15 protein-coding genes are annotated in these 17,643 nt (G+C 39.3%); 12 read left to right on the top strand and 3 right to left on the bottom strand.

Annotated elements, in window-relative coordinates; translation table 11 throughout:
- Positions 1 to 23 precede the first annotated feature (23 nt).
- The 7 genes from lpdA (at position 24) to pgaD (ending at position 10,159) form a co-directional block, all read left to right on the top strand.
- Positions 24 to 1,457 (top strand): dihydrolipoyl dehydrogenase, encoded by a 1,434-nt coding sequence (gene lpdA / locus BLP85_RS10230; RefSeq protein WP_092819985.1) that lies wholly within the window; start codon positions 24 to 26, stop codon positions 1,455 to 1,457.
- Between the two features lie 180 nt (positions 1,458 to 1,637).
- Positions 1,638 to 2,804, top strand: coding sequence for an ADP-forming succinate--CoA ligase subunit beta (gene sucC, locus BLP85_RS10225; RefSeq protein ID WP_092819984.1), 1,167 nt, complete (start codon positions 1,638 to 1,640; stop codon positions 2,802 to 2,804).
- 12 nt (positions 2,805 to 2,816) lie between these two features.
- Positions 2,817 to 3,707, top strand: coding sequence for a succinate--CoA ligase subunit alpha (sucD, locus tag BLP85_RS10220; RefSeq protein WP_092819983.1), 891 nt, complete (start codon positions 2,817 to 2,819; stop codon positions 3,705 to 3,707).
- A 375-nt stretch (positions 3,708 to 4,082) separates the two neighbouring features.
- A complete protein-coding gene (gene pgaA, locus BLP85_RS10215; RefSeq protein WP_092819982.1) occupies positions 4,083 to 6,554 on the top strand; it encodes a poly-beta-1,6 N-acetyl-D-glucosamine export porin PgaA in 2,472 nt (823 codons plus the stop codon).
- The gene (pgaB, locus tag BLP85_RS10210; RefSeq protein ID WP_092819981.1) at positions 6,554 to 8,392 is read left to right on the top strand and encodes a poly-beta-1,6-N-acetyl-D-glucosamine N-deacetylase PgaB; all 1,839 of its coding nucleotides are present in this window, start codon (positions 6,554 to 6,556) and stop codon (positions 8,390 to 8,392) included. The genes pgaA and pgaB (BLP85_RS10210) overlap by 1 nt, the downstream gene beginning before the upstream one ends.
- A complete protein-coding gene (pgaC, locus tag BLP85_RS10205; protein ID WP_092819980.1) occupies positions 8,392 to 9,660 on the top strand; it encodes a poly-beta-1,6-N-acetyl-D-glucosamine synthase in 1,269 nt (422 codons plus the stop codon). Before pgaB (BLP85_RS10210) ends, pgaC begins: the two co-directional genes overlap by 1 nt.
- Entirely contained in the window at positions 9,653 to 10,159 is a 507-nt protein-coding gene (pgaD, locus tag BLP85_RS10200) for a poly-beta-1,6-N-acetyl-D-glucosamine biosynthesis protein PgaD (RefSeq protein WP_092819979.1), read from the top strand. Before pgaC ends, pgaD begins: the two co-directional genes overlap by 8 nt.
- Here the strand turns inward: pgaD and pgaB (BLP85_RS10195) are convergent.
- From pgaB (BLP85_RS10195) to BLP85_RS10185, 3 genes are all read right to left on the bottom strand, one after another.
- A complete protein-coding gene (gene pgaB, locus BLP85_RS10195) occupies positions 10,125 to 11,258 on the bottom strand; it encodes a poly-beta-1,6-N-acetyl-D-glucosamine N-deacetylase PgaB (RefSeq protein WP_228143287.1) in 1,134 nt (377 codons plus the stop codon). The genes pgaD and pgaB (BLP85_RS10195) overlap by 35 nt on opposite strands.
- Before the next feature lie 190 nt (positions 11,259 to 11,448).
- Complete coding sequence (locus BLP85_RS10190; protein WP_092819977.1) at positions 11,449 to 11,892, bottom strand: VOC family protein; 444 nt, start codon at positions 11,890 to 11,892, stop codon at positions 11,449 to 11,451.
- A gap of 261 nt (positions 11,893 to 12,153) precedes the next feature.
- Positions 12,154 to 12,696, bottom strand: a complete 543-nt coding sequence (locus tag BLP85_RS10185) for a hypothetical protein (protein WP_092819976.1) — start codon at positions 12,694 to 12,696, stop codon at positions 12,154 to 12,156.
- A gap of 342 nt (positions 12,697 to 13,038) precedes the next feature.
- Between BLP85_RS10185 and cysD the strand changes: the two genes are divergently transcribed.
- From cysD to BLP85_RS10160, 5 genes are all read left to right on the top strand, one after another.
- Positions 13,039 to 13,947: a sulfate adenylyltransferase subunit CysD gene (gene cysD / locus BLP85_RS10180; protein WP_171259703.1), complete on the top strand. Its 909-nt coding sequence runs from the start codon at positions 13,039 to 13,041 to the stop codon at positions 13,945 to 13,947.
- Between the two features lie 84 nt (positions 13,948 to 14,031).
- Positions 14,032 to 15,648 (top strand): sulfate adenylyltransferase subunit CysN, encoded by a 1,617-nt coding sequence (gene cysN, locus BLP85_RS10175; protein ID WP_092819974.1) that lies wholly within the window; start codon positions 14,032 to 14,034, stop codon positions 15,646 to 15,648.
- Positions 15,649 to 15,731: 83 nt separating this feature from the next.
- Complete coding sequence (locus tag BLP85_RS10170; protein WP_086198719.1) at positions 15,732 to 16,496, top strand: hypothetical protein; 765 nt, start codon at positions 15,732 to 15,734, stop codon at positions 16,494 to 16,496.
- A gap of 345 nt (positions 16,497 to 16,841) precedes the next feature.
- A complete protein-coding gene (locus BLP85_RS10165; protein WP_092819973.1) occupies positions 16,842 to 17,351 on the top strand; it encodes a PadR family transcriptional regulator in 510 nt (169 codons plus the stop codon).
- 33 nt (positions 17,352 to 17,384) lie between these two features.
- On the top strand, positions 17,385 to 17,633 hold the full coding sequence (locus BLP85_RS10160) for a DUF2798 domain-containing protein (RefSeq protein WP_092819972.1): 249 nt from the start codon (positions 17,385 to 17,387) through the stop codon (positions 17,631 to 17,633).
- Positions 17,634 to 17,643: the final 10 nt, after the last annotated feature.

Below are 17,643 nucleotides of genomic sequence, written 5' to 3'. Positions count from 1 at the left end.
TAGGCCCATTTTTGGAGATAAACATGTCTCAACAGTTTGATCTTGTTGTTATCGGCGGTGGACCAGGTGGTTATGAAGCGGCAATTCGTGCAGCTCAACTTGGTTTCAAAGTTGCCTGTATCGAAAAACGTATTCATAAAGGCAAACCGTCTTTAGGCGGTACTTGCTTAAACGTAGGTTGTATCCCGTCTAAAGCTTTGCTTGATTCTTCACACCGTTATGAAGATACAGTGCATCACCTAGAAGATCACGGTATTGCAACTGGTGAAGTGAAATTCGACCTAGCAAAAATGCTTGCTCGTAAAGACAAAATTGTAAACCAATTAACAATGGGTATCGATGGCCTTCTAAAAGGTAACGGTATCGAATGGTTAAAAGGTACAGGTAAATTACTTGCTGGTAAAAAAGTTGAATTTGTATCTCACGAAGGTGAAACTCAAATTCTTGAACCTAAATATGTCATTCTTGCGACAGGTTCAGTACCGGTAAACATTCCAGTAGCTCCTGTAGATCAAGACATCATTGTTGATTCAACTGGCGCACTTGAATTCCCTGAAGTACCTAAACGCCTAGGCGTAATTGGTGCGGGTGTCATCGGTCTTGAGCTGGGTTCAGTATGGCGTCGTCTGGGTGCAGAAGTTGTTGTATTTGAAGCAATGGATGCATTCTTGCCAATGGCTGATAAAGCATTGGCGAAAGACTACCAAAAAGTATTGACTAAACAAGGTCTAGACATCCGTGTTGGCGCTAAAGTTGCTGGTACTGAAGTAAATGGCCGTGAAGTTACTGTTAAGTACACTCAAGGTGGCGAAGACAAAACTCAAACTTTCGACAAGTTGATTGTTTGTGTAGGTCGTCGTGCTTATGCTGAAGGCCTATTGGCTGAAGATTCAGGCATTAAGTTAACTGAACGTGGTCTGGTTGAAGTAAATGATTGGTGCGCGACTTCTGTTGAAGGCGTATATGCAATTGGTGACTTGGTACGTGGTCCAATGCTTGCTCATAAAGCAATGGAAGAAGGCGTAATGGCCGTTGAACGTATTCACGGTCATGCTGCACAAGTGAACTACGACACCATCATTTCTGTAATTTACACACACCCAGAAGCGGCGTGGGTTGGTTTAACAGAAGAGCAAGCAAAAGAAAAAGGCCATGACGTTAAGACAGGTCAATTCGGCTTTGCTGCAAATGGTCGTGCAATGGCAGCTGGCGAAAATGCTGGTTTCGTGAAGTTTGTTGCTGATGCAAAAACTGACCGTTTATTGGGCATGCACGTGATTGGACCTGCTGCGTCCGATATCGTACACCAAGGTATGATCGCACTTGAGTTTGTATCTTCAGTTGAAGATTTACAGTTGATGACATTTGGTCATCCTACATTCTCTGAAGTAGTTCATGAAGCTGCTTTGGCTGTAGATGGTCGAGCGATTCACGCGATTCAACGTAAGCGTAAGTAATAAAAAAGAGCGGCTTAGGCCGCTCTTTTTACATTTGATGGTTGTTTTTATTAGAACAATCATCTAAAAATAAAGACAAGAATCATTTTAAGTTCTAAAAATACCAATATGGATTGATGTGAACCAAAAAATATTGGTGAACGTAATAACAAAGTCAAATAAGTAGTAAAAGGTTGTTCAATGAATCTACATGAGTATCAAGCAAAAACGTTATTAAAAAAATATGGAATGCCGGTGCAAGAGGGTATTCTGGCAACAAATGCAGAAGAAACCGTAAAAGCTTTTGAACAGCTTGGAGGAAAATTTGCAGTACTCAAAGCCCAGGTTCATGCCGGGGGGCGTGGTAAGGCCGGTGGGGTAAAAGTGGTGAAGTCTGCGCAAGAAGCCGCAGACTATGCTAACCAGATTATTGGTACCCGTTTGGTTACGTATCAAACCGATGCCAATGGGCAGCCAGTCAACAGCATTTTAGTCTCTGAAGATGTTTATCCGGTTGAACGCGAGTTGTACCTTGGTGCAGTGGTCGACCGTTCTAGCCGTCGCATAACCTTTATGGCATCCACTGAGGGTGGGGTCGAAATTGAAAAAGTGGCGGAAGAAACTCCTGAAAAAATTATTAAAGTTGAAGTTGACCCGCTGGTGGGTTTATTGCCATTCCAGGCGCGTGAAGTGGCTTTTGCACTGAATTTAAAAGATGGACAGATCAATCAGTTTGTCAAAATCATGACCGCAGCTTATCAGGCATTCATTGAAAATGATTTTGCCTTATTTGAAATTAACCCGCTTTCAGTCCGTGAAAATGGTGACATCTTATGTGTTGATGCCAAAGTCGGGATCGACTCTAACGCTTTGTATCGTTTACCCGAAATTGCAGCGATGCGCGATAAGTCCCAGGAAAATGAACGTGAATTGAAAGCTTCAGAGCATGACCTGAATTATGTAGCCCTAGAAGGAAACATTGGCTGTATGGTCAATGGTGCCGGTCTTGCCATGGCAACCATGGACATCATCAAACTGTATGGCGGTCAGCCGGCAAACTTTCTGGATGTGGGAGGGGGTGCAACCAAAGAACGTGTCATTGAAGCCTTTAAAATTATTTTGGCAGACAGTTCAGTACAAGGGGTTTTAATTAATATTTTTGGTGGGATTGTACGTTGTGACATGATTGCTGAAGCCATTATTGCAGCGGTTCAGGAAGTTCACGTAGCCGTGCCGGTCGTTGTGCGTTTGGAAGGAAATAATGCAGAACTGGGTGCCAAGTTATTGGATGAATCTGGACTCACGTTAATTTCTGCATCAGGTTTGGCCGATGCTGCAGAAAAAATTGTCGCTGCTGTAAAAGCTTAAGGAGTATCAAACATGAGCGTATTAATCAATAAAGACACGAAAGTATTGGTACAAGGTTTTACAGGTAAAAATGGTACATTTCATTCAGAACAAGCCTTAGCCTATGGCACCAAAGTCGTTGGTGGGGTAACTCCTGGAAAGGGCGGTCAATCCCATTTACATCTTCCTGTTTTTAATACCATGAAAGAAGCAGTCAAAGAAACAGATGCAGATGCCTCTGTGATTTATGTCCCTGCACCATTTGTATTGGATTCAATTGTAGAAGCAGTAGACTCTGGGATTGAGCTGATTGTGGTGATTACGGAGGGTGTACCAACACTGGATATGTTAAAAGCCAAACGCTATTTAGAAACCAACGGTAATGGCACACGTCTGATCGGGCCAAACTGTCCAGGTATTATCACACCGGGTGAGTGCAAAGTCGGGATTATGCCGGGACATATTCATCAGCCAGGTAAAATCGGCATTATTTCCCGTTCCGGAACATTGACCTACGAAGCAGTGGCACAGACCACTAGATTAGGCTTGGGTCAATCCACCTGTATTGGCATTGGCGGTGATCCAATTCCAGGCATGAACCAGATTGATTGCCTGAAACTGTTCCAGGAAGATCCGCAAACCGAGGCCATCATCATGATTGGTGAAATTGGCGGAACAGCAGAAGAAGAAGCCGCTGAATATATTCAGTCTCATGTGACTAAGCCGGTTGTGGGTTATATTGCAGGGGTAACAGCACCTAAAGGCAAGCGTATGGGGCATGCCGGAGCAATTATTTCGGGGGGTAAAGGCACAGCAGAAGAAAAATTTGCAGCCTTTGAAAAAGCCGGTATGGCTTATACCCGTAGTCCTGCAGAACTTGGCTCAACCATGTTTGAAGTGTTGAAGAATAAAAGTTTGGTGTGACACATAACAAGTGCAATAAAAAAAACCCTCTTTTGAGGGTTTTTTATTGCATGATATTTGATATGGATAACAATCTAACGTTGAGGAATTTTAAATTAAAATAGTAGATTGTAAGGAAGGATATTTTTACAACCCGTTAAAATAGCTTGTTGTATGAAAATTGTAGGTTGCTTGAATAAAGAAAATATTATCGTTAAATTAAAATAATCAGATTAAAAAACAATATAATTTATATTTAAAATAATGTGATTTATATCACATATAATAATAAAAAACACAAAACGAAACACAATATTTTATTAATTTGCTCTTTTATTCACATATTGTGGATTACAATGTCAGCATTAATAACAATGAATAAAGAATATTTTAATTATGAACTTTAATTTCACTGTACTCGCGCTTTCCTGTGGGACTTTACTGTTTTCTACATTGTCATACGCAGAATTGATCTATAAGGACGTTGTGGATCAACAACGTGAAAAAGTTATACCTTTAATTAAACAGGGTCAGGTGGACACTGGTTTACAAAAACTCAGACAATTATTGGGCCGCTATCCCAATAATCAGAAACTGATTGCTGATTTTGTAATAATGGCTTATGAAAATAAAAAGTTTGCAGAGTCGGATATTCGCTACCTGAAGGGTATACAAAGTCAACAATTTCCAGACTATGGAAAAATATATGTCATCAAGGTATTACGCGACTTAAAGAAATTTGAGTTAGCAGAAAACTGGGCCAAAACCTTTGCAAAAACCGATTCCAATCCACAATGGATTGTCTGGACAGGCATATTACAGGCAGAAGCGGGTAAAAAGGCTCAGGCGAAAAAAACACTTTCTCAAGTCGATATTAATCAGGTCGAAGCAGATTATTTAGCCCAGCTTTCTTATACTTACCGGTTGCTAGATATGCCGGTTGAGGCATTGAATACGGCTAATCTGGCTATTGAAAAAAGCAAGGACGCGAGTACCGAAGAACAGTATGCATTGGCATTGCTGACCAATGCAGATTATGCCAATGCTGAAAATTTCATACAAAATAGTCAATCACTAAAAGAAAATGCCGATCTGAGAGCCAATGCCAAAATTAATGAATTTTCCCAACGAATTCAAAATGCTGTCGAATATTATAAGCTTTCCATTTATAGAGGACGAAAACAGCCGTACCAGCCACTTGATGAAGTGCTCGCGGATATGGAGCAATACGAATCACAACTGCCGAATGATCCGAATTGGAAGCGACGGTTTTACTATGAATACATTTATGCCTTAAACGAACGAAATCGCTCACAAAAAGTCTTCGAGCAAATTCCCAAAACTGGCGTACCTATAGAGCAAATGCCTCCGTATGTGCGTCAAGCTATTGCAGATGCCTACTTTAAGAATCAACAGCCTCAAATCGCTGAAAAAATTTATAAAAATTTGCTGCAAGAAAAGAACTATGCGCATTTTGAGTTATATGCAGGCTTATATTATTCGTTAATTGAACAGGAGAAATACAAGGAAGCTGATCAATTATTAAAAATAATGGACAAAGCATTACCTACTTTTCAATACAGTAATGCTAAAGGCGTGGATAAAGTTACCCATGATGACCGAAGTGAATATTTAGCTTTAGTCGGGCTGAATTATGCCTATCGTCAAGAATATGCCAAAGCCGAACAATATTATGAACAATTGATTGCAAAAGCACCCAATAACGTACTTTTCCAAAATAATCGTGCATTTATTCAACTTTTGCGTGAAAACCCGCAACGTGCTGAATGGATTGTATCTCAATGGGATGGCGTCATACCGGTAGATGAAGGCATCCGAATCCGTCATTTAGAAAACCTGCGAGCTTTGGAAAATATCCAGGAATGGCGTATCCAAAGTGCTGAACTCATACAAACCATGCCTGAAGATACGACTGTAGTAAAAAATAAAAAAGAACTGAATGACCGTAATCATGCCTCTATTCAACACCTGAGTAATTTTTCAGAAAGTGACTCAGATAATTCGGCTTTACTCGATCGTTTGAGAGGGAACCGTGAGCAGGATCATTTCACACGCATTCACAGCCCATGGCTTTTTGATAATTATCGTACCTATGTTGATCACAGTTTTCGTTCTGGTGAATATGATACCGGCACCATTGAATATCAACGTGTAGGTCTAGGGCTGGAATGGGCATCGCGTCGTAAAGCGGTAAATATCATGTTGTCTCAGAGTATCGACAATGAACAAGATCAAGACCGTTTTGGGGTTAAGCTCAATTGGTCACAATGGCTGAATGATCATTGGCAGTACGCATTAGGATTTAATAGTCAGGCGGATATTCCTTTACAGGCCATCAGAAATGGCAATGAAGGAAAATCTTATACCTTTGATTTGAATTGGCAACAGCATGAATCCCGTAAGGCAGGTCTTGTCTATCAGTTAACCGATATTGATGATGACAATACACGCCAAGAGGTTTCGGCATACCTTAAACAACAGATTTTTCAAGCTCCGCATCATACCACCAGTTTGACTCTAGCTGGTTATTACAGCCAGAACAAAGATGTCATTGTGGACTATTTCAATCCTGAAGAAAGTTATAGTGCAGAACTGAATTTACAGCATGAGTGGATTACGTGGCGTAGATATGACAGGAATTTCACTCAACATTTTGAAGCTACTATTGGGACTTTTGGACAAGATAACTATTCCAGCAAGCCAATTTATAACGTTTTTTATGAACATGATTGGCAGCTTTCTCGGACATGGCGTCTGAACTATGGCATAGGATGGGGAACTCATCCTTATGATGGTGAAGATGAAGAAAAAACGTATGCAACAGTGGGCTTTAAAGGAATTTTTTAATGAAACACGTGATAAAAACCTTACTTTCTGCTGTCATGGTAACGGCATTCGCCGTTCCAGTGACGGTTTTTGCTCAAAATATAACGAAAAATACCACTGAAATACCTGATAATTTATTTGTGACCATCACTTTTCATGATGTTCGGGATGACGTTTCCCGTGACGGAGATCGGGATCTTTATGCAATTAGTACTAAAAATTTAGGACGCTATTTTGCATGGTTAAAACAGGAAGGGTGGCAAACGATTAGTTTGCAAGATGTATGGGATGCTCGGCAAAAGAAAAAGAAATTACCTAAAAAATCAGTGTTATTAACCTTTGATGATGGGGCAATCAGTAGTTATACCCGTGTTTTCCCGTTATTGAAACAGTATAAATATTCCGCTGCTTTTGCTATTCCTACGAGCTGGATTAATGGGAATACCAAAGATGCTTATGAGGCCTATGGTCAAAATAGCTTAATGACTTGGGATCAAATGCGGGAAATGCAACGTTCAGGTCTGGTAGAGTTTGTATCACATTCGGATAATCTGCACAAAGGCATACTTGCCAATCCTCAACAAAGTATGCAACCTGCGGCAATTACTCGCCAATTTTTGCCAAAATATCAACGTTATGAATCAGATCAAGCCTATCAAAAACGGGTTATAGATGATTTAAAACAGTCTAAGAAAATTTTAGACACTGAATTAGGAATAGATACAAGGGCTATATTCTGGCCTTATGGTGCCGTGACCAAGGAAAGTGAAGAACTTGCAGAAAAAGCGGGTCTGCCTATGTCATTTAGTTTGGGCAGTATGTCCACCCTTGCTGATTCGGGGCAAACCTATCAACGCGCCCTGGTCATGAATAATCCAACCCCTGAAATGTTACATGCAGAAATGCTGGATTTTTTGACTTTTGCAAGTGATATCCATAAGCAACGTAGAAGTTATATCCGTTTTGATTTGGCTGAAATGGTCAGTCCCAATAATGAAATTTTTGATCAAAAACTTGGGCAATTTCTAGATCAGGTTAGTGCATTACAAACCAATACCATTTTATTAAAAACCGTAGCGGATGAGAATGGTGATGGAAAAATAGATGTTGCCTATTTCCCAAATCGTCAACTGGGCATGCGTAAAGATTTATTAAATCGTACAGTTTGGCAAGCGCGCACCCGTGTAGGTAATCGGGTATATGCTGAATTACCGATTAGTTTACAAACCAAACAGGGACTCAATTTTGCAGATCTCACTGCCGAATTGGTTAAATATAATTCTTCAGTTGAAGGTGTAATGATCGATATTGGAGATGAGCTCGACTGTGCGATACAGAAACAGACTTGGGATGAGGAATGCGCTCAAAAAATAAAAAAGGTTTTTGATATAAAAGATCAAGCTAAAAAACAGGCAAAATATTACACCAATATCAGTAATAATTATCAAACTGTTTTGAAAATTACCTTAAAGGATAAGCATGTAGATGGATTAATGCCTTTGATGGAATACAGTTTAAATAATAAGGATTTTCTTTATATTGAATTTGATCCGGTGAAAGATGCTGGAATATTTAAAACTTTAGAAAAACAACTCGAAAAATTAAACAGTATACAAAAACAGTATTTAATCGTGAGTTTTACAGTAAATCAGAATGCAAAACGAAGCGACTGGAAAGAGTATTCGCAATATTATCAGGAACTAAAAAAATTATCCGTACAAAAAATTGGAATTAATAATTATCAATTAAAGGCTGGACAACAAGTTCAAGAGTATCTTTACCAAGATTTAAGTATTAATACCAGTCCACTCACTTATCGTAATCCATATGAAAATAATACTGCGAAGGGGAGGAAATAATGACTGACTCAAGTTTATTTCAAATTAGTGATGTGTATTTCGGCTTTGCTTTTTTCTACCCATTATTTATGGCTTGGCTTTGGATTGCGGGGGGAATCTGGTTCTATTTAAAACATGAACGCAAGCAACCGCCATTACCTCATCCTAGCGAACATGGATGCAGTATTATTATTCCTTGTTTTAATGAAGCAGCCCAGGTTCGGGATACCATAAAATTTGCCATGCAAACGCAGTATCCGGATTTTGAAGTCATTGCAGTAAATGATGGAAGTCAGGATAAAACTGCCGAAATTCTTGATGAACTTTTGCAAAAATATCCGAAACTCAGAGTTGTCCATTTGGCTGAAAATCAGGGCAAGGCCTATGCTTTACGTGCCGGTGCAATGGTGAGTCAAAATGAATATCTGGTGTGTATAGATGGTGATGCCTTAATCCATCCGCATGCAGTGCTATGGATGATGCATCATTTAACAAGATATCCAAGGGTTGGGGCAGTCACGGGGAATCCACGTATTTTGAACCGCTCCAGTATTCTGGGCAAAATTCAGGTGGGTGAATTCTCTTCTATTATTGGATTAATTAAACGTGCACAACGCACCTATGGACGAATCTTTACTGTTTCAGGCGCAATAGTCGGTTTTCGTAAAACGGCGCTAGACCGGATTGGATATTGGCGTGATGACATGATCACGGAGGATATCGATGTATCATGGCGTTTACAGTTCGATCATTGGGACCTGCAATATGTCCCAAGAGCACTGTGCTATATCTATATGCCTGAAACTTTTAAAGGTTTATGGAAACAGCGTTTGCGTTGGGCACAAGGAGGAGTAGAGGTTTTATTTGCTTATTTACCGAGCTTATTTAAGTGGAATCGACGCCGTATGTGGCCTATTGCATTAGAGTCTATTGTCAGTGTGGTTTGGGCATATGTGATGTTCGGTATTATTATTCTATATCTATATGGTCTGTTTTTTTCTTTACCCGGAGAGTGGGCAATTCAATCTCTCTTTCCACAATGGTACGGGATTATTCTGGGTTTAACTTGCCTTATTCAATTCTTTGTTAGTTTATGTATCGATAAGCCCTATGATAAAGCCCGAATCTTCAGAAACTATTTTTGGGTCATTTGGTATCCATTGTTCTTCTGGGTTCTCACTATGCTGACGACAGTGGTTGCATTACCTAAAACGATTTTCAAGACTCAAAAACGTGCACGCTGGGTAAGTCCAGATCGTGGATTTAGAGGAGCGCCAGAAAATGACTAAAGTATATAAATATTATTTAATTGAAGATGAGTCAAAATTAGAACTGCCAGCGTATATTGATCAACCTGAATATGTACGTAATAAAAGCGCGGGTTACAGCTTACAAATTGTGGGTTGGTTTATGTTTATGTGGTTATTTATGCCAGTGTTGACTCTGTTTTTATGGTGGTTTGAAGGTCAAACCATTTATCAGCAACTGGTTATACAAGCCCAACCCAATAGCCCATTAAGTTTAATCAATATTGTTGTAATGATTTTAAGCTTTATTGGTCTGCTGTTGCTGTGGGCAACTTATAACTGGGCTCGCTTTTCAGGTAAGGATCGTAGAAAAACCCCAGTAGCGGTCGCAGTACCGCAACTTGCCAGTAGTTTTAAGGTGAATACGGCAGATATTATCAATATGCAGCAGGCTAGGAATTTAACCCTTTATTATAATAATAAAGGGTTTCTGGAATTTTTTGAGACTAATCACCAGTTAAAAAAGCGGATTTCAGCTTAGATGGTTGAGGATGTTCCTCTACAAAATCATCGGGGTAATAACCAATATGTTTTACCCCGTGTTTTTCTAAAAACTTGATGGTATCAACAATTTCTTCGGTGGAAAGTTTTTGATTATTTCGCCAATTCAACGCCTGAAGTTCAAAAATCGTATGACTCAAATCTGGGTCATATTTTTTTGACCGTTTTACGAGATCCAAATAGAATTGTTGATGGTCATCCGCTTCTTCCATATAGGGCATCGCCATAATGGCATTGTAGTCATAATATTGATAAGTACTGGGCATGGATTGGCTAAACCAGTTTTCACTATGAGGTTCTAAGACCACAGGTGCATACATATTGCGTGCAGTCAGTAGATGAGGCTGTTGTTGTTTAATGATTTTGGTAATACCTGCAGCAAATTGATCCAGATAGGCTGTTTTGAATTTTGCAAACTCTAATTGTTTGGATTGCCGAGGCTGTTTTAATAATTGATCTGCACCAAATCCCCAAGCCCGATACATATTTTGTGCCGGAGCCGAGCTGTCCTCATAATCATTCAGCGTAACATCATCATGGTAGAGCACACCATCTACCGCATTTGATTTGATAAAATCTACAAAAATCTCGGAAACATATTGAAGGTTTTTAGGATCAAAGGGAGAAACCCGAATATAACCCTGTTTTCCGCCGTCGTAATGTGAGACATAAGTCAGTTTATAACTTTTTGGAAATTCCCACGCCATTAAGGGGAGCCAGGCATAAATATGCTTGACCTGAGTCTTGCTGCGAATCTGGCTAACAAGAACAGGAAAAAGATTGTCCCTGCTTGGGATGTGGCGGTTTTTAAAATAGACCTGATCGGCTGAACCATTGGCATCAGGATCGGCAAAGGCTTGCAAGAAAATGGTATTGGGTTGAATCTTGTTAATACGCTGTAATAGAGTCTGAAGATTTTTTTTCTGCTGCGCTTTATCTTTATCATAAACATAGTCGATATCGATATGCATGATACGCATCTGATCGATTTTTCCGGTTTTTTTAAATGGCGGTGCAACTGATTTTTGTGTCATATTTTGCTGCACAATTGCATCAATAGGATGTTGTTTGATTTGCACGAGATCTGCAGCCTGTGTAGACAATGGCAGACAGCCTAAGCTCCAATAAAGGCAACGGCTAAGCCTGTTCTGGTATAAATTTTTAAAATTATTCATTGTTATACTCGCTTTTATTGGTTATTGAATTTTTAAAAAAATTATCAATGTATTGATGCTTGTTTTATTGTTACCTGATCGTGATGCCGAGTGATCAGGCATGAATCAAATCCTCAATCACCAGCTTTTTCATTTTAAATGCTGCGGCTTGGGCACGAGGATTCTGCTTAAAGATTTCACTCAAATTTTCAGGATGAATTTGCCAGCTAAAACCATACTGGTCTTGCAGCCAGCCGTAATAATCACTCCAGGCATACTGACCTAATTCCATCAAGATAGAACCACCCTCGATCAACCGATTCCACAAGTGATCAATTTCATTTTGGCTTTCACAAATGACCATAAAGGAAATAGACGGATTCGGGTGAAAAGTAGGACCTCCATTCATGCCTAAAAATGGCACACCTGAAAAACTTGCTTTTGCCGCATATGGGTTTGTTTCGATCATATGACTATGCGGAAAAATAGAACCATACCATTCAAAGGCTGCTTGGGCATTTTCTTCAAACCATAGGCAGGGGTAAATAGAGTGAGTCATTATTATGCTCTATATAGGTCATATAAACAGATACAGATAATGTAGTGTTCTGGCAGCATTACTCAAGTGATTTTATGCAGGGTAATTGTATAAAGTTTATTCGATTTTAATAAAAATGCAGTCATTAAGACTGCATGTTTTTTATGATAAAAATTTATATAGATTCAACTGTTTGTAATACGAAAATGAATGATCTTTTCAATCAGCCTGCTTTAATCTTTTATCTTAAATGGATGATGTATGCAGCTTGAATAACTATGCTTAAAGCAAGCAGGTTTGAATACGGACTTTCATGTCTAGGGCCTGTTGCAGAATAAAAGCTTTCATCCAGTTGACCTGTTGTCCCATCGGATTGGTTTTGATGGCTGTGTTCAGAAAAGCTAACTGTGGCTGGTTGAAAAGTTGCGTTTCAATGGCATGTTCAAGTTGAGCGCTACTGGCTGTCATGGGCAGGCTGACCAGATAAAATGCCTTGGGATAATTATAAAAGGCATACAACAGGTTAAAGGCTTTCTGATCGGCCTTCAGATTGCCTGCACCAATTTCATAGCTGCGATCCTGGTTGCTATGCGTGACTCCAATCAAAAAATCAAAATGATTATCCGAAAGTCTTAGTCCATATTGCAGCCCAATCTGGTCAGCGGTATGTTCATGTTGCACAAAATTATTCAGGATTGAACCATCATCATTCAACGGTTCCTGCAAGATCAGTAAATGCGCATTGTGCTGATAGATATGACCTGCAAGCTGCGCCTGTTCCAGGCGGGATTTAACGGATTCAAGAGTACGGTCTAGCGTATGCATAATTCAAAAAATACAGGAGATGGGAGAAAGTCTAAGTACTCTATGCAATTTTCAGCAAGAATGACATAGATGTGTTAGATGAATTAACAATCAGATTAGATTTTGTACATTTTAATGTTGGCTTGTGGTAAAGGGCGCATCTGGATAAAATAATAGAACATCATTTAAGTGAATCATTAATAAAAACTTATACTCTTTATTAGTTAAGCTTTATATGACAAATATGCATATCAATATAATAAAACAAGCAATAGATGTGATAACTAAATCTCTATAATGAATATATATATTTTTAAAAGTGTAATAAGTACACGTTGATCTGAGCTGGTGTTGTAAATGTCCATAACTGAGGAAAGACTTACTCATCTTAAACAGCTTGAAGCTGAGAGTATTCACATTATCCGTGAAGTGGCTGCCGAATTTGAAAATCCGGTCATGTTGTATTCTATTGGTAAAGATTCTGCAGTAATGCTGCATCTTGCTTTAAAAGCATTCTATCCTGCAAAACTTCCATTCCCGCTACTGCATGTAGACACGGGCTGGAAGTTCAAAGATATGATCAAATTCCGCGACAATATGGCGAAAACCCATGGTTTCGATTTGATCGTGCATCAAAACAAAGAAGGTAAAGACGCTGGAATCAACCCGTTTGATCACGGCAGTTCTAAATATACCGACATCATGAAAACCCAGGGCTTAAAACAGGCTTTGGATAAATACGGTTTTGATGCTGCTTTTGGTGGCGCGCGCCGTGATGAAGAAAAATCACGTGCCAAAGAACGTGTTTATTCGTTCCGTGATACAAAGCACCGTTGGGACCCTAAAAACCAGCGTCCTGAGCTTTGGAACCTTTACAACGGTAAAGTGAACAAAGGCGAAAGTATTCGTGTATTCCCGTTATCAAACTGGACTGAGCTTGATATCTGGCAATATATCTATTTGGAAAGCATTCCATTAGTACCACTTTATTTGGCTGCAGAACGTCCTGTAGTTGAACGTAGTGGCACACTGATTATGGTTGATGATGAACGTATGCCTTTACATGAAGGCGAAGTTCCACAAATGAAATCGGTACGTTTCCGTACTTTAGGTTGTTACCCGTTAACGGGTGCAGTTGAATCAACTGCCAACACCTTGCCGGAAATTATCCAGGAAATGCTTTTAGCCACCAGCTCTGAACGTCAAGGTCGTATGATTGACCATGATGAAGCAGGCTCGATGGAGAAGAAAAAGCAGGAAGGTTACTTCTAATTTCCTGATGAAAGTCCCCCTTTTTAAAAGGGGGAAACAGGGGGATTAAAAACTGATTTCAACGAATTTGTGGAGCTTTGAGCAATGTCTCATCAATCAGAATTGATTAGCCAGGATATTCTGGCGTATTTAAAACAGCACGAAAATAAAGACCTGCTACGTTTCCTGACTTGCGGTAATGTGGATGACGGTAAATCGACTTTAATCGGTCGTTTGCTTTACGATTCAAAATTGATTTATGAAGATCAATTGCAAGCCGTAACCCGTGACTCGAAAAAAGTCGGTACAACGGGTGATGCACCTGACTTGGCGTTACTTGTAGATGGTCTGCAAGCTGAACGTGAGCAGGGGATTACCATTGATGTGGCTTACCGTTATTTCTCTACCGAAAAGCGCAAGTTCATCATTGCCGATACTCCAGGACACGAGCAATACACCCGTAACATGGCGACAGGTGCATCTACCTGTGACCTTGCAATCATCCTGATTGATGCGCGTTACGGTGTACAAACCCAAACCCGCCGTCATACCTATATTGCAAGCTTGCTCGGTATTAAGAACATTATTGTTGCGATCAACAAAATGGACCTGGTAGAATTCTCTGAAGCGCGCTTCAATGAAATTCAGGCCGATTATGCCAACTTCGTAAACCAGTTAGGCGACCGCAAGCCAAGCAACATCATCTTTACGCCTATTTCTGCATTGAATGGCGATAACGTGGTGAACAAGTCTGCCAATACGCCGTGGTACACTGGTGAAACCTTGATGGGTACGCTTGAGTCTGTTGAAATTAACCGCGATACCGCGCAACGTGATTTCCGTTTCCCTGTACAGTATGTCAACCGTCCTAACCTCGACTTCCGTGGTTTCGCAGGTACGATTGCGCTGGGTGAAATCAATGTGGGCGATAAAGTTGTTGCTTTACCATCGGGTAAGACTTCAACCGTTAAAGAAATCGTTACCTTTGATGGCAACCTTGAACATGCATTTGCAGGTCAAGCAGTCACACTTACGCTAAACGATGAAATTGACGTATCACGCGGTAATATGCTGGTTCGTGCGGATCAGGCTGTTCCTGCCATTTCACGTTCAGTGAAAGCGACTGTGGTCTGGATGGCGGATCAGCCGTTAGTAATTGGCAAGCTGTATAATATCAAGATTGGTACGCAAACTGTGCCTGCCAAAGTGACTGGCATTAACTTCCGTACCAATGTGAATACGCTTGAGCAAATGCAAGTGGATCACCTTGAGCTGAATGCGATTGCCAATGTGACTGTTGAATTTGATGCGCCAGTGGTCTTTGACCGTTATCAGGACAGCCGTTACACCGGTTCGTTTATCTTCATTGATCGTTTGAACAACGTAACGATTGGTGCAGGTATGGTTGAAGAGTCGGTTGAGTGGACTGCACATAGCAACCCTGTCACTGCGGAAGACCGTGCAGCACGTTTGGGTCAAAAACCTGCGTCAATTACGGTATCTGCCAAAGCACTGGAAAGTGCACAAGCGCTTGAAAACCTGTTGCTTCAACAAGGTATTGTTACGATTGCCAAAGCTGACCTTGATGCTGCGCAAGTTGCACTGCTTCGTGAAACAGGTATTGCGGTGATTACCACTGTTGCGGAAGGTACAGATGTAAGCTTCGCGCAAGAGTCGGTTGAAGAATTGGCTGAGAAAATTGTGGAATTGGTTCGTCTTTAATAGATTGAATTGATTTAAAAAACCTGCCGAAAGGCGGGTTTTTTATGTAGAATATTAAAATTAAATTTTTGATAATCATAATAATGAATGAATTCTTAGTCTTTTTGAAAACTAATCAAAGTTTAATTGCATTATGCACAGTATTAGTGACTATAGTATTCAGTTTATTAACGGTCAGACATAATAGAAAAAGTCGAGAACTCCAGCTTAAACTTAATATTTTCATGAATTTGGCAGAGAATATTGATTCAGCATTGTATAAGTTGAAACATCCAATTTATGTAGCAATTAATGAAAATATTGAATTACCTATTGAATTTTTTCAGAGTCTTACAAAAGTAAAAATGGTTTTGCATCTTGACTCTTTGGAGATAGTGAATAGATGGGAGAATACCTATATATCTATTTATTTCCAAATGATTGAGTTGGGTTACGCAATTATTGATATAAAAAGTGAGATTTCTGCAATTGACCCTATAATTAATAATTTTGAAAATGAAATAATTTTTTTACAGCAAAAATATTATGATGCATTTGTTAAAGGGGACATGAATGCTACACAACGAGCTTTGGAACACAAAAAAGCTGTTAGTAATTTAAAAAAAGAATATGTAGATGAAAGGCTAAAGTTAATTTTAAAAAGATGTGAATTGGAAGATATAGCAAATATTAAACTTTTTGAATTAAAAGGAGAGATGGCCAAAGTTAATATAGATTTACTTAATGCTTTTCGTTCAGAATTAGGATTAAAAAGTGTGAAGTTCAATGAAGCAGAACATAATAAGGTTATCAATGAATGGAGAGATAAGCTTAAAGACTTGATAAAGCTTAGTAAAGAAGCATTATAAATATGAAAGTTCTTCTTTAATGTAAAACTTTTCTAAAATTCTTAAATGGAATGGAAGGATCAAAACACTTTGAGTTTATATAATTAATATTAACTGAATTCTTAAAATAGCTTCATAACAATTTAAAAAATTCAAAATTGAAATATTAAACATAAATTTTTTTTAATAATTTTGATATGTTATTAGAAAATATACATAAAAAGTCTCATTATTATATTGGAGTAGGATAAAAATTGAAGGAATTTAGAGGTCATCTAAATCTAAAATAATTAAAAAATAGAGGTGACTAAAATTTTAAAAATATATTAAGATATATCTTAATGGTTTTTGAGGTATGTCTTAGCTATGCCAAATTCAGACCTTCTCGCAGTTAGCGAAAGTCCTGTTAAAATCCGAAAACGCCTGTTTGAAGCAGGCGAAATGAAGCTCTTGGTGCTGCACTTTATTGCCCAATCCCCAAAGTTTAGCTACGACATTATCAAAGATGTTGCTGCTTTGGTTGGTGGAAACTACAAGCCGAGCACCGGCACCATCTGTCCGACCATCAACTATCTTGAAGAACACCATTACACAGAAGTAAAGCTGAGTGTGGATGAGCGCAAGCAATATCATATTACAGCCAAAGGCCTAAAACATTTAGCCGCGCATCAACAAGAGGTCAATAAAGTTCTCGACCGTTTTAATACGCGTAAGCAAATCCACAACAACGAACAGTTTATTGATATCAAACGTGCGATGGAAAACCTGAAAACTTCCCTGCGTTTAAAGCTGTCTCATGCTGAATTAAGCAGTAAAGACGTTCTAAAGATTGCAGAACAGATTGACCAAGCCGCAGCGAACATTACCCGTTTGTAATTCGATTCACGATTTAAAAGATCAGGTTAAATGATGAAAAATAATCTCCCAAAATTTCACCCTAAGCATCTAACCTGGCTGATGCCCCTTATTCTGTCGGGCATTATGAGTGGAGCAATTTCCTGCTTTAACATGCTGCTGAATAAAGGCTGGAGTGACCAGTTTATCTCATTATGGCTACATGCCTGGAGCTTGTCATGGCTGATGGCATTTCCATTGATTCTGGTCGTGCTGCCATTGGTACGTAAATTTCTAATGCAATTTGTAGAAATGCCTAAGTAAAAAACGATTC

The sequence above is a fragment of the Acinetobacter kookii genome (genome assembly GCF_900096895.1).
GTDB lineage: Bacteria > Pseudomonadota > Gammaproteobacteria > Pseudomonadales > Moraxellaceae > Acinetobacter > Acinetobacter kookii.
This window is presented reverse-complemented; position numbering and strand designations above follow the sequence as displayed.